Raw genomic sequence first — 16,090 nt, forward strand, 5'->3', positions numbered from 1 at the left:
AGAAAATATCTTTTGATTCTGACATCTGTAAGTGAACAGTAAGTGAACAGGAGATATAAAAATATGGCAGAACAGGTCAGAGTTGTAGTGGACGCAATGGGCGGGGATAATGCCCCGGCAGAACCTGTCAGAGCTGCAGTGGAAGCTGTAACAGAGAGACAGGACATAAAAGTAATTCTTACAGGAAAACAGGAAGTGATAGATAAGGAACTGGCGAAATATTCCGGATATCCGAAGAACCAGATTCAGGTTGTCAATGCATCCCAGGTGATCGAGACAGCAGAACCCCCTGTTTTTGCGATCCGTAAGAAAAAAGATTCATCAATCGTAGTAGGTTTGAATATGGTTAAGAAACAGGAGGCAGATGCCTTTGTTTCATCAGGAAGTACAGGAGCTGTTCTTGTTGGCGGACAGGTACTGGTAGGCAGAAGTAAAGGTGTGGAGAGGCCGCCTCTTGCACCGTTGATCCCTACCACGAAGGGTGTTTCCCTTCTGATCGACTGTGGTGCCAATGTGGATGCACGTCCATCGCATCTGGTGCAGTTTGCGAAGATGGGCTCTATTTATATGGAGAACGTAGTCGGTATTAAAAATCCAAAAGTTGCCATTGTAAATAACGGGGCGGAAGAGGAGAAGGGAAATGCACTTGTAAAAGAAACTTTCCCCCTTCTGAAAGAATGCAAAAGCATTAATTTCATCGGAAGTATAGAAGCCAGAGATATCCCGGCAGGATATGCGGATGTGGTCGTATGCGAAGCATTTGTGGGAAATGTGATCCTTAAATTATATGAGGGAGTTGGTTCTGCCCTGGTCCAGAAGATCAAAGAAGGAATGATGACCAGCACAAGAAGTAAGATCGGTGCACTTCTGGTAAAGCCTGCACTGAAAGAAACTCTGAAATCCTTTGATGCAACGGAATATGGCGGAGCACCGCTTCTGGGGCTTAAAGGACTTGTGGTAAAGACGCATGGAAGTGCCAAAGCCATTGAGATCAAACATGGTATTTTCCAGTGTGTACAGTTTAAACAGGAGAAGATCAACGAGAAGATCGCAGAGCGTATCCTGGAGGATCAGGAAGTACTGAAGTCCGGAGCAGAATAGAGCAGGACAGGAACAGGAAGGAGGGTTGAAGATGGAACTGGAGAAAATAAAAGCTATCATAGCAGAGGTTCTGAATATTGATGCAGATTCGATCACAGAAGACACTACATTTGTAGATGATCTTGGTGCAGACTCTCTTGATATTTTTCAGATTATTATGGGGATTGAAGAGGAGTATGACATTGAGCTGGATAATGAATCTGTCGAACAGATTCAGACAGTTGGTGATGCTGTTGAAGCAATTCGGACAATTAAATAAAAATGTAACTGTCCGGCAGTCTGAAATTTGACAGGAGCATAATACAGGCGCACTGAGCAGTTGCAAAAATGATGTCGCAGGGTTGTCAGATGACAGCCCTGCGCATATGGAGAGGGTTAGAGGAATGAATAGAAAGACAGAAGAATTAGAAGAAATCATAGGATATCATTTTAAAAATAAACATTATCTTACACAGGCACTGACTCACAGTTCCTATGCAAATGAGAAGAAGCTGGGGAAGCTGGGCAGCAATGAGAGACTGGAGTTTCTGGGAGATGCTGTGCTGGAGCTGATCAGCAGTGATTATCTGTATGCAAGATTTACCCAGATACCGGAGGGAGAGCTGACAAAGAAGAGAGCCAGCCTGGTGTGTGAGCCAAGCCTTGCCTATTGTGCAAGAGAATTCGGACTGCCGCAGTTTCTGTTGCTTGGAAAGGGCGAGGATATGACAGGCGGAAGAAACAGGGATTCTATCGTCTCTGATGCAACAGAGGCTTTACTGGGAGCTATCTATCTGGATGGTGGTTTTGCTAATGCAAAGGAGTTTGTGCTGAATTTTATCCTGAATGATATTGAACACAAACAGCTCTTTTATGATAGCAAGACCATCCTGCAGGAAATCGTGCAGGAAAACGGAACACAGCCGGTGGAATATATTCTGACAAAAGAAGAAGGCCCGGATCATAACAAAAACTTTACTGTGGAGGCAAGAGTAAACGGAAAAGTGATGGGACAGGGAAGCGGTCATACAAAGAAAGCAGCAGAACAGGCCGCAGCATACCAGGCGATTCGTGTACTCAGAAAATAAACAGGAGAATTATGTATTTAAAGAATATAGAGGTACAGGGATTTAAGTCTTTCGCCCAGAAGATCAATTTTGAATTTCATAACGGGATCACCGGTATTGTAGGTCCGAACGGAAGTGGAAAGAGCAATGTCGGTGATGCGGTGAGATGGGTGCTGGGTGAACAGAGTGCCAGATCTCTGCGAGGAGGAAATATGCAGGATGTTATTTTCTCCGGTACAGAGACAAGAAAACCCCTGGGTTATGCATCGGTGGCGATCACACTGGATAATTCAGACCATAAGCTTCCGGTTGATTTTAACGAGGTTACGGTTACCAGAAGGCTTTACCGTTCAGGAGAGAGTGAATATAAGATCAACGGAAGTGCCTGCAGACTGAAAGATATCAATGAGATGTTTTATGATACAGGTATCGGTAAAGAAGGATATTCCATTATCGGACAGGGACAGATCGACAGGATCCTAAGCGGTAAACCGGAAGAGAGAAGAGAGCTTTTTGATGAGGCAGCAGGTATTGTTAAATTTAAGAGAAGAAAGAATACCACGATCAAAAAACTGGAGGAAGAACGCCAGAACCTGGTCAGAGTGACAGATATCCTCTCGGAGCTTACCAGACAGCTGGAACCACTGGAGAAACAGTCAGAGACAGCAAGAGTTTATCTTTCCAAAAGAGAGACTCTTAAGGAACTGGATGTGAATATGTTCCTGATGGAGTATGCTGCTGCAGCCAAAGAACTCAAGGAACTGGAAGAGAAGAACATAATTGCGCAGAATCAGCTGAAGGATACCCAGAGTTCCTATGACCGGACCAAGGTGGAATATGAACGTCTGGAACAGGAGTTGGAAGATTTAAATTCCAAAATGGATGCACTTCGCATTTCCGGCCAGGAGCAGGCAATCCGTAAACAGCAGCTGGAAGGCCAGATCAATGTATTAAATGAGCAGATACTGGCAGGGGCACAGAATGAAGAGCATTATAAGGGACGTATCCAGACTATTGAGGCTGAACTTTCAGTAAGAACAGATTCAAAGAAGAAACTTGAAGAAGAAAAAACGGATATTTATGCACAGTTAAAGGCTGTCCGTAAGAAACTTTCTGAGGAAGAAGAGAAATTAAGGACAGCACAGGAGAATATGGAAGCCTGTACTCTCGAAGTGGAGAATGGCAAAAATGAGATCATTGAAATTCTGAACAGCCGCGCCAATGTCAAGGGTAAAGCCCAGAGATTTGATGCAATGATGGAACAGGCAGAAATCCGTAAGGCAGAGATCAGCCAGCGTATTCTCAGACTGAAGAGTGAAGAGGAAGAGCAGCAGACCATTCTGACTACAGCCCGGAAACAGTATGATGAGATTACATCCCAGATTGAAAATGCCAATGAGGAATGTGAACATCTGAATCTGAGTGTGATGAAGATTCAGGAAAAGCTGAAGGAACAGAACACAAAGCTGGAAGCAGAACAGACAGCCTATCACAGAGAGGCATCCCGGCTGGATTCTCTCAGAAATATCGCGGAGCGCTATGATGGATACGGAAACAGTATCCGGAGAGTTATGGAACAAAAAGAACGTGTTCCGGGAATCCAGGGTGTTGTCGCAGATCTGATCCAGGTAAACAAAGATTATGAGATCGCTATCGAGACAGCTCTTGGTGGGAGCATTCAGAATATTGTTACAGATAATGAGCAGACTGCCAAAACCATGATCGAATTTCTGAAAAAGAATCGTTATGGACGTGCGACCTTTCTTCCCATGAGCAGCATAAGTCCCAGAGGTGAGTTTACACCGAAAGAAGCACTGAAAGAGCCGGGCGTTGTGGGGATTGCCAGCGAACTGGTGTCCGTAGCTTCTCAGTATCAGCAGATCACGAAATTCCTTCTTGGAAGAGTGCTGGTAGTTGATAACATTGATCATGCCATTGCAATAGGAAAAAAATACAGACACAGTCTGAGAATGGTCACAACAGAGGGTGAATCCTTAAGCCCGGGAGGTTCCATGACCGGCGGTGCCTTCAGAAACAACAGCAATCTGCTTGGAAGACGGCGTGAAATAGAGGAACTGGAAACAAAAGTAAATCAGCTGAAGCAGAATCTGACCGAAATGCAGAATGCTGTTGAGGAAAATAAAAATCAGAGAAACAGGCTTCGTGATGCCATTGCAGGATTTCAGGAAAGACTCCGTCAGAAATATATAGAACAGAATACTGCCAGAATGAATATCAAACAGCAGGAAAAGAAAGCTGAGGAGATCCGAAGCGGATATGCGCAGATCAACAGAGATCAGGCAGAGATCAAACGCCAGGTCATGGAAATCCGGCAGGATCATGACCGGATTTCCAGGGAACTGGAGAATTCAAAGCAGGATGAGAAAGAACTGGAGAGTTTTATTGAGGCAAAGCAGTCAGAACTGGATGAATGGAAAGAAGAAGAGAAGAAAATCACCCGGGAGTTAGAAGAAATCCGTCTTCAGTCATCCGCTCTTGAACAGAAAGAGAAATTTGACCAGGAAAACCTGAGCCGTCTGAAAGCAGAAATCACAGCTTTTATGACTGAGAAAGAGGATATTTATCAGTCTCTTGCTCACAGCAGTGAAGAGATGGAAAAGAAGCAGGAGATGATCACCCAGCTAAAAAAAGAGTCGGAAGAGTCTGTCCTTCATGAAGAACAGGCACAGATGCAGCTGAAAAATCTGCAGAAGGAGAAAGAGAGCAGAACTTCTCAGCATAAAGATTTTTTTGAGAAAAGAGATTATCTGTCCGGTCAGATCGGACTTCTGGATAAGGAATGTTACCGTCTGCAGGGACAGATGGACAAGCTGGAGGAGAACAGGGAAGAGCGGATTGCCTATATGTGGTCCGAGTATGAGATTACTCCCAATAATGCTGTTTCCTACAGAAAAGAGGAACTTACTGATCTTTCGCAGATGAAGCGACAGGCAGCTCAGATTAAAGATGATATCAGAAAGCTGGGACCTGTAAATGTAAATGCTATTGAGGATTATAAGGAACTTCTGGAAAGACACACCTTTCTGTCCGGCCAGTATGAGGATTTGGTCACAGCGGAGAAAACTCTGGAACAGATCATTCAGGAGCTGGATGAGGGAATGCGGAAACAGTTTTCTGAGAAATTCGGCGAGATCCAGAAGGAATTTGACAAGGCATTTAAGGAATTGTTCGGAGGCGGAAAAGGAACTCTGGAGCTGGATGAAGAGGCAGATATCCTGGAGGCAGGAATTAAGATCATTTCCCAGCCGCCGGGAAAGAAACTGCAGAATATGATGCAGCTTTCCGGTGGGGAAAAAGCTCTGACAGCTATCGCACTTCTTTTCGCGATCCAGAATCTGAAGCCGTCACCGTTCTGTCTGCTGGATGAGATCGAGGCAGCGCTGGACGATTCCAATGTTGGGCGATTTGCCGGATATTTACAGAAGTTGACGAAAAACACACAATTTATTATAATAACCCATAGACGTGGAACTATGAATGCCGCAGACCGGCTTTATGGTATTACCATGCAGGAAAAAGGGGTATCCACACTGGTTTCCGTCGATCTGGTGGAGAATCAGCTTACCCAGTAACAGGAGGAGTTTCACATGGCAGAAGAAAAGAAAGGTTTTTTTAAACGATTAGTCAGTGGACTGGCAAAGACCAGAGACAATATCGTGGCCGGATTTGACAGTATTTTCAGTGGTTTTTCCAGTATTGATGAAGATTTTTATGAAGAGCTGGAAGAGATTCTGATCATGGGTGATATCGGGATCAATGCGACCACTTCTATTATTGAGAATTTAAAGAAAGAGGTTTCCGAACGTCATATTAAGGAACCGATGGAATGTAAACAGCTTCTGATCAATGAGATCAAGGATCAGATGCGTGTGGACAGCACAGAGTATGAATTTGAGAACCGCAGATCCGTAGTTTTGGTGATCGGTGTCAATGGTGTCGGAAAAACCACTTCAGTAGGAAAGCTTGCAGGAAAATTAAAAGACCAGGGCAAGAAGGTTATCCTTGCAGCAGCCGATACTTTCCGCGCAGCAGCAGGAGAGCAGCTTACTGAGTGGGCGAACCGCGCAGGTGTGGAGATCATCGGCGGACAGGCAGGAGCAGATCCTGCATCTGTTATCTATGATGCGGTGGCAGCAGCCAAAGCAAGAAATGCAGACGTACTTCTCTGCGATACAGCAGGACGTCTTCATAATAAAAAGAACCTTATGGAAGAACTCCGCAAGATTTACAGGATCCTGGAGAGGGAGTATCCGGATGCATATCTGGAGACACTGGTAGTGCTGGATGGTACCACCGGACAGAATGCCCTTGCACAGGCGAGACAATTTGCGGAGGTCGCAAATGTCAGCGGTATTATCCTTACCAAGCTGGACGGAACTGCCAAGGGAGGTATTGCAGTTGCCATCCAGTCTGAACTGGATATTCCGGTGAAGTACATTGGCGTAGGAGAAAGTATTGACGATCTTCAGAAATTCGATGCAGATGCATTTGTAAATGCGTTGTTTGATGTAGACCATAAAGAAAACCCGGACGCTCAAGATTAGGATGTACTTTCGGAGTCAAATCAAGTACAAAAAGATTCTGGGAGTACATTTAGGACAAAATGGAGGAAAAAACAATGCTTACTTTAGAGAGTTTTGAACAGGCATCAGAGATCGTAAAACAGGTCACACAGGAAACAAAGCTGATCAAGAGCAGCTATTTCAGTGAACTTACAGGAAATAAGGTTTATTTAAAACCGGAAAATATGCAGCGTACAGGTGCATATAAGGTTCGTGGTGCCTATTATAAGATCAGCACTCTTTCCGATGAAGAGAGAAATAAAGGTCTGATCACAGCATCCGCCGGAAATCATGCACAGGGTGTTGCCTATGCTGCGCATAAATATGGTGTGAAGGCAGTGATCGTTATGCCTACCACAACTCCGCTGATCAAGGTTGAGAGAACAAAGAGTTACGGTGCAGAGGTTATCCTGCATGGTGATGTATATGATGAGGCATGTGCACATGCACTGGAACTTGCTGAGAAAGAGGGATATACCTTTATCCATCCTTTCGATGATCCGGCAGTTGCCACAGGGCAGGGTACCATTGCAATGGAGATCGTTCAGGAGCTTCCGCTTGTTGATTATATTCTGGTTCCAATCGGTGGAGGCGGACTTGCAACAGGTGTTTCCACACTTGCGAAGCTGTTAAATCCACATATCAAAGTCATTGGTGTGGAACCGGCAGGGGCTGCCTGCATGAAGGCTTCTCTGAAGAAGGGTGAGGTTGTGACTCTTCCGCACGTAAATACGATTGCTGACGGTACTGCCGTACAGACACCCGGAAAGAAAATCTTCCCGTATATCCAGAAGAATCTGGACGATATCATCACTATCGAGGATGATGAACTGATTGTTGCTTTCCTTGACATGGTTGAGAACCATAAGATGATCGTAGAGAATTCCGGTCTTCTGACAGTGGCAGCGCTTCGTCATCTGGATGTGAAGGGAAAGAAGATTGTTTCTATCTTAAGCGGTGGAAACATGGATGTTATTACCATGTCTTCTGTTGTTCAGCATGGTCTGATCCAGAGAGACAGAATCTTCACAGTATCTGTGCTCATTCCGGATAAGCCGGGCGAACTGGTACGTGTGGCAAGCGTGATCGCCAGAGCACAGGGCAATGTTATCAAGCTGGATCATAACCAGTTTGTAAGCACGAACAGAAATGCGGCAGTGGAACTTAAGATCACATTGGAGGCTTTTGGTACAGATCATAAGAATGAGATTGTTAAAGCTCTCGAAGATGCAGGATGCAGACCAAAGGTGATCCGCCCAAGTCTGTGATTGTCTCAGAGTAGCATCTGCCATGTAAATAAATGAAATGGGAGCCCTGGTGTTCAGTATATGGATATCAGGGCTTTTTGTAACTTATATTAGAGGTCTCAAAGGGACGCGCAGAAAAACAGTTTGTTTCGTGTGCGGTTTCGGGATCTAAGATATTCTAAGCTGCCATAAATCTGCTAAAAGCATGAGCCGTCTTATCAAACTCGCTCCGTTGCAAACTTCGCTCAGACAGTGATGCAGCCGGCTCATAACGCAGATTTCTGCCAGCTAAGAATATCTAAGATCCCTGCAAATGCACACGAAACAAACTGTTTTTCTTCGCTGGATATTTAGCGGTAATTTATGGAATTGCTATAAATTAACTTTGTCAAGAGAAGATGCTTGATATTAATTTTGAAAGAATGCCGTAAATACGCGCTTTTCCGGGCATATTGGCAGGAGTCTGTGACAATCTTGTGACAAATGCGGGAAAAATATGAATTTACAGTGTGAGAAAGCAGTAGAAAAGATATGGTGGTTCGGTTATAATAAAGAAAAAAGTATCGAAGCAGGAAAGGAGAAAACATTATGCCGGTAACAATAAAAATATTGTTGGATCAGTATACCGAAATATTACGGAAGATATATGGAAGTCATTTAAAGACAGTAATTTTATATGGATCCTATGCAAGGGGAGATTATAAGGCAGATTCTGATATAGATATAATGATTCTCCTGGACTTGTCAGACATAGATATTAAACAGTATCGCCATGAATTGTCAGGAGAAACTTTTGATTTCAATATGGATCATGACCTTGATATTAAACCGATAGCAAAAAGCCAACAGCATTTCCAGAACTGGGTTGATGTATACCCATTTTATGCGAATGTAAAGAAAGAAGGGGTGAAACTGTTTGATGCAGCCTAATGAAAAGGGAACGCAGAAAGATTTGGTATTGTATCGTATTGAAACCTCTAAAAGTGACATCAAAGCAGCTGAAATCCTTTTGGCAGCTAAAGAATTCCGTGGAGCAAATAACCGGGCATATTATGGGATTTACCATGCAATATCAGCTGTGCATGCGTTGGATGGCAATGCGTATAAAAGACATAAAGATGCTCTGGCGAATTTCAATAAGAATTATGTAAAAACGGAGATTTTTCCGAGAAAGCTTGGAAAGAAAATTGTTGAATCAGAAGAAATCCGTCATGCCAGTGATTATGATGATTTCTATATAGCGACAAGAGAAGAGGCTGAGGAACAGATCCAGACAGCAAAAGAGTTGGTATCACGTGTAGAAGAATATGTACAGGCAAGATGGAAGAAAGAGTCTGAAAAAACTGTTCGAAATGCGGAATACCTGGATATGATAGACAGAGGAATTGCTCAGTTATCAGCAGGCAATGGGCAGGAACATGAGCTGAACGAGACAGACTGATGATGTAAGTTGGTTGTCTTACAACATAAATGGGAATGGATTTCTTTGGACCATCACCTGTAGAGGCCATTATGAAGATTAATTAGAAAAAGGACTGGGATCATAATAATATGGTTCTGGTCTTTTTGCGGTAGAAACGTGTTGCTGAATATAAAGAAAGTTAGATTTAAAAAATTATGATAAAGAAAATGTAGTGAGGAGGATAGTATGCCATCAAAAGCGTATAAAACATTCCAAAAAAATCTTAATCAGGTGAATAAATTAATTGAAACATATAATCATGAATTGGAAAGAAACTCAGGAAGAGGAAAAAAGAGCCTTGATCATTTGACTAGGGCTGGATTGATTTTTTTATGTTCATCTTTTGAAGTATATGTAGAATCTGTTACTTACGAAACGGGGAATTTCATAACAAGAAAAATATATCAGCCTAAAAAATTGCCCATGGAAGCAAAGAAAACTATTTCAGATGCTGTGAAAAAAGAAAAAAATGATATTTCGCCAATTTTATTTTACGATGATTGGAAAGAATATTATAGAAAATTAATATATTATGATATTAAGAAATTAAATACACCAAAAGTACAGAATATACAACAGTTATTTAAAAATTATTTTGGAATTAGTGAAAATGAGATTGATGATACGGCATTTCCATTTAAATCTTTGGGTGATATTATTTCTACGAGGGGAGATGTTGCGCACAATATATATAGTGAAAAATATTTAAGGAAAGGTAAGTTATTAGAATATGTCGATACTATAAAAGCTTGTGTATTAGAAATGGATAAATTATTATATAAGTAAAGAATTTACGGCTAATTGCCAACACATAAATAAGTAATATTCTAATATGATGAGTTACCCATTTGTCGAGCAACTCATCATATTATTATGAAATTATATCGGCATTTATGAATTTAAATTTCTATATCGCCTATATTCTAACGGTGACATAGAAAATCGTTTTTTAAAAACCAATGCAAATTTACTTTGATTCATGTAACCGACCTGTTCTGCTATTTCTGCAACAGAGAGTGTAGTAGATACAAGTAATTCCGCAGCTCGTTTCATTCTACATTCACGCAGATAAAAAGATATGTTCTGACCAAAAACTCCTCGAAAATAATTTTTTAAGCTAGTTTCACTAACAGAAAATTGCGCTGCTAATTCCCATGCTGGATGATGTTGACGTAAATCAGAAGTAATAATTTTTTCAACACGTTTTGCGATATCTACCTGCGTTTCAGTAAAGAATGTGCAGGCTTGTGATGGGGGAATATCGTTAAGGTTTTGCATCAGCGAAAATAATGCCAGAGCATAGACCTTCATTTGAGAAATTGAAAATGGGGGTGCAATATCCAAAAGTCCCCAAAGTTTCGTCAATATTTCCTCGACTTCAGGAGCAACCGTCGAAATATAGGTATTACCATCAGGGCAAAAAAGTTCAATGATTTTGTGAAAGTCAATGCCGAACTCTTTTTTTATCCATGCACTTTCTGATGTCAGCGTATCAGTATCAACGAAAAGTTCCATTCCTTCATAGATACGGCGAGGATAGACATATTGTTTTTGTGCGAAACGCTCTGTGAGAGAAATTTCTCTATCTTTCACATACACAAAGTTTTCGTTATTCAAGACAATCTCACAACGCCCGGTTACACAATAGTTTAGAAGTAATGGACCTTTTTCAATGGAGCTATCTTCACAGAAATTGGGTGCTACCCATGTAGGAGAATTTACGAAGATATAAGCAATAGTAAGCCCGGAGAAAAGCGGGAAAAAAGTCATCGATCCTTTTCCATCTTTGGTTTTCATAAGTAGTTCTGCGCTGAAATCACTGCGTTTTATTGAAATACCAGGAATTTCAATACATTTTCTTATAATATCATCAATCTTCATTTTAGCTCCTATCACTCAATTATCGCACTTCTTACATTTGTTTTTAATTATATTATAGGTTTGGAAAAGGAGTCAGTCAACAGAAAAACTCGTTGCTGTTTGGAGCTAAAAAGCTAATTGGTTGTAGAGAGGCATGACTAACTGTGTTATCTTAGAAAGAGGTTAGAGTTTGCTAACCAACAAATGAATGGAGGTATTCGTTATGAACAACAAGTTACAAGCAAAGGATCTGATTAACCTGGGTCTGTTCACCGTTCTCTACTTTGTGATTGGTTGTTGTGTCGCCATTCCTATTGGGTTTGTGCCTATCTTTTTGCCAATCCTCGGTGCCTTGTGGTCTTTGATTACAGGTATCCCCTTCATGCTGTTCCTGACAAGAGTAAAAAAATTCGGCATGGTTACGATTATGGGGATTTTGAGCGGTTTACTGATGGGCCTGACCGGCATGGGTTTCTGGGGTGTACCAATGGGTCTGATCTTTGGCGTTCTGGGAGATTTGATTTTGAAATCCGGCGGTTATAAAAGTGCTAAAAAGAGCCTGATTGGTTATGCGGTATTCAGTCTTTGGATGGTTGGTACATACATTCCGATGTATTTTATGGTAGAGGACTCCTGGACCAGTTTTGCGGCCAGCTTCGGTGAGGAATACGCTGACCAGGTGATGGCTGTCATGCCCATGTGGAGCATTGTTCTGGTAATTGCCGGAATTTTTGTCTTTGCAATTTTTGGCGGCCTGTTAGGTAAGGCGCTTCTGAAAAAACATTTTGTTAAAGCGGGAATTGTGTAATGGACGGGGTATCATTCTCTGCGACGACTGAAAATAGAAAAGGGATATTGCTTGACCCTCGTACAAAGCTTCTGTTGTTGTTGACGATTACAACTCTGATGTTCAGCACCAGCAATGAGGGGATTATGAACATTGTCAAGCCCTGTTTAAGTCTTGTCCCTTTTGTACTGATTTTATCAGAACATCGCTTTAAAACAGCCGGAAAATATTTACTGCTCTATGTAGCCTGCTTTGCATTGGAACGGATTGCCCTTGTATATTTAAGCGGCTTGCTTTCTTTCATTGTGATGGCAGTTACATCCATTATGACACGGTTTGCGCCTGGCATCATGACTGGTGCATGGCTGATCTCCTCGACTTCCGTCAGCGAGTTTATCGGCGCTATGGAGCGTATGCACATCACAGAAAAAATCGTCATCCCCATGTCTGTGATTTTTCGCTTTTTCCCTACAATCAGCGAAGAATATCAGGCAATCCGGGATGCCATGAAAATGCGGGGTATCCGCTTCGGTGGGAGACATCCTTTGCTGATGGTGGAATACAGGCTGGTTCCTTTGATGGTATCCGTTGTAAAGATTGGTGACGAACTTTCTGCTGCTGCGTTGACACGGGGGCTGGGTGCCCCTGTTAGACGCACAAATGTATGCCAAATTGGTTTTCATTTTCAAGATGTAGTTGCCGCCCTATTCTGTATCCTCTGTTTTATTGTATTTCTGCTTCAGAAACAACTTGTCTTTTGAAAGGGGGTGAGCCTGTGATACGGATTGACCATGTGACCTTCTCTTATGGAGAAGAAAGCGAGAGTGCCGGTGGTGTTCAGGATATAAACCTGAACATAGAGGATGGACAATTTATTGTACTTTGCGGCGAAAGCGGCTGTGGGAAAACAACAATTACCCGCCTGATTAACGGCCTGATCCCTCACTACTATGAGGGCAAAATGAGCGGAAATGTTTGGGTGAATAAGGCAAAGATTTCGGAGCAGCCCCTTTATGATACTGCAAAAACAGTTGGTAGCGTATTTCAAAATCCACGCTCTCAATTTTTTAATGTGGACACGACCAGTGAAATTACATTCGGATGTGAAAATCTCGGCCAGCCAGAGCGAAGTATTCGAGAACGATTAGAAAAAACCGTCCAGGATTTTCATTTGGAGAAACTGATGGGGCGCAATATTTTTCACCTCTCCGGGGGAGAAAAACAGAAAATCGCCTGTGCCGGGGTGTCGATTATGGAGCCTGATGTACTTGTTATGGATGAACCATCATCTAACCTCGATGCTTCTTCTATTCTCGATTTGAGATCCATACTTGCATTTTGGAAGTCGCAGGGAAAAACAATTATCGTGTCAGAACATCGGCTTTACTACCTGCGAGGCCTTGCGGATCGCTTTATTTATATTACTGCCGGACAAGTGGAAAGGGATTACTCTGCGGCAGAGTTTGAGCAACTTACAGAGCAGCAAAGAGCCGATATGGGACTTCGCACCTTTATTCTTGAAGATTTGCTACCGCCCGAAATATCACCGCAAATCGGAGAACAAATGCAGCTTCGCAATTTCTGTTTTGCCTACAGAAACGAGCCGGAAACGCTTCACATTCATGAAAGCAAAATTCCGGCGAACCGTATTGTAGCGATTATTGGAAATAATGGAGCTGGAAAATCGACTTTCTCCCGGTGCTTTTGCGGTTTGGAAAAGCGGTGCGGCGAAGTTATATGGAATGGAAAAGCCTACCGTCCCAAAGACAGGTTGAATACCTGCTATATGGTAATGCAGGAAGTCAATCATCAGCTTTTTACGGAAACGGTGTTAGATGAGGTTTTAATCAGCATGGAGGACGAAAGCGAGGAGCAGGCAGAAAAAATCCTTGCCGAGTTAGATTTGACAGATTTCAAAGACAGACACCCTATGTCCCTCTCCGGCGGTCAGAAACAGCGGGTAGCGATTGCCTCAGCAATCGCGTCTAAACGCTCTATTTTATTTTTTGATGAACCGACCAGCGGCCTTGATTATAAGCACATGAAAGAGGTTGCAAATGTCCTGCGACAAGTCAGGGACACGGGTATTACCGTGTATGTCATTACTCATGACCTTGAGTTGATATTAGACTGTTGTACGGATATTGTCCATTTTGAAGATGGTTCTATCATCGACCAATTTCCAATGGATGCGGATGGACTTGAAAAAATTAGAAACTATTTCATAAAGGGGGTATCTGTAAAGTGAAAGAAGAAAAGAAAGAGTCGCCCATAGGCGTCTTATGGGGATGGGGCAAACTTTATCATGGAAAATTCATCGGCAGTATTATCCTTGCAGTATTAGGCGTGGCCTGCCAGATGGTGCCCTATTTCTGCGTGGCGCATATTGTCACAATGATGTTGTCTGGGGAACAGAATTTTTCCCGCTATGTGACCGCTGGCATTATTGCATTGTGCGGCTACTTTGGGAAAGTGCTGTTTTCCAGTCTTTCTACAACGATTTCCCACACGGCGACCTATTACACGCTGCGCGATCTGCGAGAGAATATCACCGCAAAGCTGGCCCGCGTCCCGATGGGGACGATTTTAGACACTCCGTCCGGCCAGTACAAAACGACGATTGTTGACCGGGTTGAAGGCATGGAATCGACCTTCGCACACCTGCTCCCGGAAATGACCGCAAATGTGCTGGTGCCTTTGGTGATTGTCGTATATCTGTTCGTTATGGACTGGCGCATGGCGCTCCTGTCCCTTGTTACGTTGGTGGTGGGCCTTGCTGTCATGTCCGCCGGTATGAAGAATTATCCCGTCAAATGGGAGGGCGCGGTTAAAGCGGGAAAGCAGATGGCAAACGCCATTGTAGAATACATCGGCGGGATTGAGGTGGTAAAGGCGTTCAGCCAATCCGCCGGTTCCTACAAAAAATATTCTGACGCGGTGAATTATAACGCCAACTATTATGTGGACTGGATGCGTGAAAACCAGAAAATCATGAGCGCCTACAACGCCATCCTGCCCTCAGTGCTGATCTGCGTGCTGCCCTGCGGCTTCGCGTTCTGGCTCTCCGGCAGTCTGGAGCTTTCCACCTTCCTGTCCATTGTGATTTTCTCGCTGGGGCTGATCGGGCCGATTATTGCGGCCTTTACCTTTACGGACGATTTGGCCGTACTGGGGACAAATGTGGAAGAAATCAGCCAGCTTCTGAACGCCGAAGAACTGAACCATAAAGAAACGCCGATCAAGCTGGAAGATACCGGCATTTCTCTTAGGTCTGTGTCGTTTTCCTATGACGGGACAACAGAGGTTTTGCATGATGTGAATCTCGCCATCCACCCCGGAACCATGACCGCCCTTGTAGGGCCGTCCGGCTCCGGCAAATCTACGGTGGCGAAGCTGATTGCCGGGTATTGGGATGTTACATCCGGCAGCATTACCCTCGGCGGCCATGAGCTGAAGGATATGCCGCTGTCTGAAATTGCAGACCAGATTTCCTATGTATCTCAGGATAACTACCTGTTTAACCGCAGTATCCGGGAGAATATCCGCATGGGAAGCCCCAGTGCCACGGACGCAGAGGTGGAGCAAGCAGCCAAACAAAGCGGCTGCGACGCCTTTATCCGCAAGCTGGATAATGGCTATGATACGGTTGTCGGCAGCGCCGGTTCCCATCTTTCCGGCGGTGAACGCCAGCGGATTGCCATCGCCCGCGCCATGCTGAAAAATGCGCCGGTTGTCATTTTGGATGAGGCAACTGCCTATATCGACCCAGAGAATGAGGCGCTGGTGCAGAAAGCCATTTCCACTTTAACTGTCGGCAAGACCCTGATTGTGATCGCACACCGGCTGTCTACCATTGTTGGCGCAGATAACATCGTTGTGGTGAAGGATGGAACCATCCACGCACAGGGTACGCATGAGAAGCTGCTGGAAACCTGCCCCCTCTACCGGGATATGTGGCAGGCGCACATCGGCGCGAAAGACCAGATGTAAGGGGGTGTTGTCAG

14 protein-coding genes are annotated in these 16,090 nt (G+C 43.6%); 13 read left to right on the forward strand and 1 reads right to left on the reverse strand.

Going from position 1 to position 16,090, the window contains the following annotated elements:
- Positions 1 to 63: 63 nt before the first annotated feature.
- From plsX to NQ550_RS07640, 9 genes are all read left to right on the forward strand, one after another.
- Entirely contained in the window at positions 64 to 1,101 is a 1,038-nt protein-coding gene (gene plsX, locus NQ550_RS07600; protein ID WP_020993746.1) for a phosphate acyltransferase PlsX, read from the forward strand.
- A gap of 31 nt (positions 1,102 to 1,132) precedes the next feature.
- Positions 1,133 to 1,360, forward strand: coding sequence for an acyl carrier protein (gene acpP, locus NQ550_RS07605; RefSeq protein WP_020993747.1), 228 nt, complete (start codon positions 1,133 to 1,135; stop codon positions 1,358 to 1,360).
- Between the two features lie 124 nt (positions 1,361 to 1,484).
- The gene (gene rnc, locus NQ550_RS07610) at positions 1,485 to 2,168 is read left to right on the forward strand and encodes a ribonuclease III (RefSeq protein WP_008704699.1); all 684 of its coding nucleotides are present in this window, start codon (positions 1,485 to 1,487) and stop codon (positions 2,166 to 2,168) included.
- 11 nt (positions 2,169 to 2,179) lie between these two features.
- Positions 2,180 to 5,740, forward strand: coding sequence for a chromosome segregation protein SMC (gene smc, locus NQ550_RS07615; protein ID WP_025576917.1), 3,561 nt, complete (start codon positions 2,180 to 2,182; stop codon positions 5,738 to 5,740).
- Positions 5,741 to 5,755: 15 nt separating this feature from the next.
- On the forward strand, positions 5,756 to 6,712 hold the full coding sequence (gene ftsY, locus NQ550_RS07620) for a signal recognition particle-docking protein FtsY (RefSeq protein ID WP_025576916.1): 957 nt from the start codon (positions 5,756 to 5,758) through the stop codon (positions 6,710 to 6,712).
- A gap of 74 nt (positions 6,713 to 6,786) precedes the next feature.
- Complete coding sequence (ilvA, locus tag NQ550_RS07625; protein ID WP_008704690.1) at positions 6,787 to 7,998, forward strand: threonine ammonia-lyase; 1,212 nt, start codon at positions 6,787 to 6,789, stop codon at positions 7,996 to 7,998.
- A 567-nt stretch (positions 7,999 to 8,565) separates the two neighbouring features.
- Complete coding sequence (locus NQ550_RS07630) at positions 8,566 to 8,907, forward strand: nucleotidyltransferase domain-containing protein (protein WP_025576915.1); 342 nt, start codon at positions 8,566 to 8,568, stop codon at positions 8,905 to 8,907.
- The gene (locus NQ550_RS07635) at positions 8,897 to 9,418 is read left to right on the forward strand and encodes a HEPN domain-containing protein (RefSeq protein WP_330366222.1); all 522 of its coding nucleotides are present in this window, start codon (positions 8,897 to 8,899) and stop codon (positions 9,416 to 9,418) included. The genes NQ550_RS07630 and NQ550_RS07635 overlap by 11 nt, the downstream gene beginning before the upstream one ends.
- Positions 9,419 to 9,625: 207 nt before the next feature.
- The gene (locus NQ550_RS07640; protein WP_025576913.1) at positions 9,626 to 10,225 is read left to right on the forward strand and encodes a HEPN domain-containing protein; all 600 of its coding nucleotides are present in this window, start codon (positions 9,626 to 9,628) and stop codon (positions 10,223 to 10,225) included.
- 105 nt (positions 10,226 to 10,330) lie between these two features.
- Here NQ550_RS07640 and NQ550_RS07645 read toward each other — a convergent pair whose 3' ends face one another.
- Positions 10,331 to 11,320 (reverse strand): helix-turn-helix domain-containing protein, encoded by a 990-nt coding sequence (locus NQ550_RS07645; RefSeq protein WP_025576912.1) that lies wholly within the window; start codon positions 11,318 to 11,320, stop codon positions 10,331 to 10,333.
- Positions 11,321 to 11,522: 202 nt separating this feature from the next.
- On the opposite strand from NQ550_RS07645, the gene NQ550_RS07650 reads away from it, so the two are divergent.
- The 4 genes from NQ550_RS07650 to NQ550_RS07665 are packed head-to-tail and all read left to right on the forward strand — an operon-like array spanning position 11,523 to position 16,076.
- Positions 11,523 to 12,107 carry an MptD family putative ECF transporter S component gene (locus NQ550_RS07650; protein ID WP_022379910.1) on the forward strand — a complete coding sequence of 195 codons (585 nt, stop codon included), beginning with the start codon at positions 11,523 to 11,525 and terminating at the stop codon, positions 12,105 to 12,107.
- Entirely contained in the window at positions 12,107 to 12,847 is a 741-nt protein-coding gene (locus NQ550_RS07655) for an energy-coupling factor transporter transmembrane component T (RefSeq protein WP_025576911.1), read from the forward strand. The genes NQ550_RS07650 and NQ550_RS07655 overlap by 1 nt, the downstream gene beginning before the upstream one ends.
- A 14-nt stretch (positions 12,848 to 12,861) precedes the next feature.
- A complete protein-coding gene (locus tag NQ550_RS07660; RefSeq protein ID WP_025576910.1) occupies positions 12,862 to 14,334 on the forward strand; it encodes an ABC transporter ATP-binding protein in 1,473 nt (490 codons plus the stop codon).
- Positions 14,331 to 16,076: an ABC transporter ATP-binding protein gene (locus tag NQ550_RS07665; RefSeq protein ID WP_025576909.1), complete on the forward strand. Its 1,746-nt coding sequence runs from the start codon at positions 14,331 to 14,333 to the stop codon at positions 16,074 to 16,076. Before NQ550_RS07660 ends, NQ550_RS07665 begins: the two co-directional genes overlap by 4 nt.
- The last annotated feature ends 14 nt before the right edge of the window (positions 16,077 to 16,090 follow it).

The sequence above is a fragment of the Blautia wexlerae DSM 19850 genome (genome assembly GCF_025148125.1).
Lineage (GTDB): Bacteria > Bacillota > Clostridia > Lachnospirales > Lachnospiraceae > Blautia_A > Blautia_A wexlerae.

Bases quoted from the DNA above. Each gene is read 5' to 3' on its own strand.
- ilvA (WP_008704690.1), top strand. From the start codon at position 6,787: ATGCTTACTTTAGAGAGTTTTGAACAGGCATCAGAGATCGTAAAACAG.
- NQ550_RS07635 (WP_330366222.1), top strand. From the start codon at position 8,897: ATGCAGCCTAATGAAAAGGGAACGCAGAAAGATTTGGTATTGTATCGT.
- NQ550_RS07655 (WP_025576911.1), top strand. From the start codon at position 12,107: ATGGACGGGGTATCATTCTCTGCGACGACTGAAAATAGAAAAGGGATA.
- NQ550_RS07645 (WP_025576912.1), bottom strand. From the start codon at position 11,320: ATGAAGATTGATGATATTATAAGAAAATGTATTGAAATTCCTGGTATT.
- acpP (WP_020993747.1), top strand. From the start codon at position 1,133: ATGGAACTGGAGAAAATAAAAGCTATCATAGCAGAGGTTCTGAATATT.
- NQ550_RS07650 (WP_022379910.1), top strand. From the start codon at position 11,523: ATGAACAACAAGTTACAAGCAAAGGATCTGATTAACCTGGGTCTGTTC.
- plsX (WP_020993746.1), top strand. From the start codon at position 64: ATGGCAGAACAGGTCAGAGTTGTAGTGGACGCAATGGGCGGGGATAAT.
- ftsY (WP_025576916.1), top strand. From the start codon at position 5,756: ATGGCAGAAGAAAAGAAAGGTTTTTTTAAACGATTAGTCAGTGGACTG.
- smc (WP_025576917.1), top strand. From the start codon at position 2,180: ATGTATTTAAAGAATATAGAGGTACAGGGATTTAAGTCTTTCGCCCAG.
- NQ550_RS07640 (WP_025576913.1), top strand. From the start codon at position 9,626: ATGCCATCAAAAGCGTATAAAACATTCCAAAAAAATCTTAATCAGGTG.
- rnc (WP_008704699.1), top strand. From the start codon at position 1,485: ATGAATAGAAAGACAGAAGAATTAGAAGAAATCATAGGATATCATTTT.
- NQ550_RS07630 (WP_025576915.1), top strand. From the start codon at position 8,566: ATGCCGGTAACAATAAAAATATTGTTGGATCAGTATACCGAAATATTA.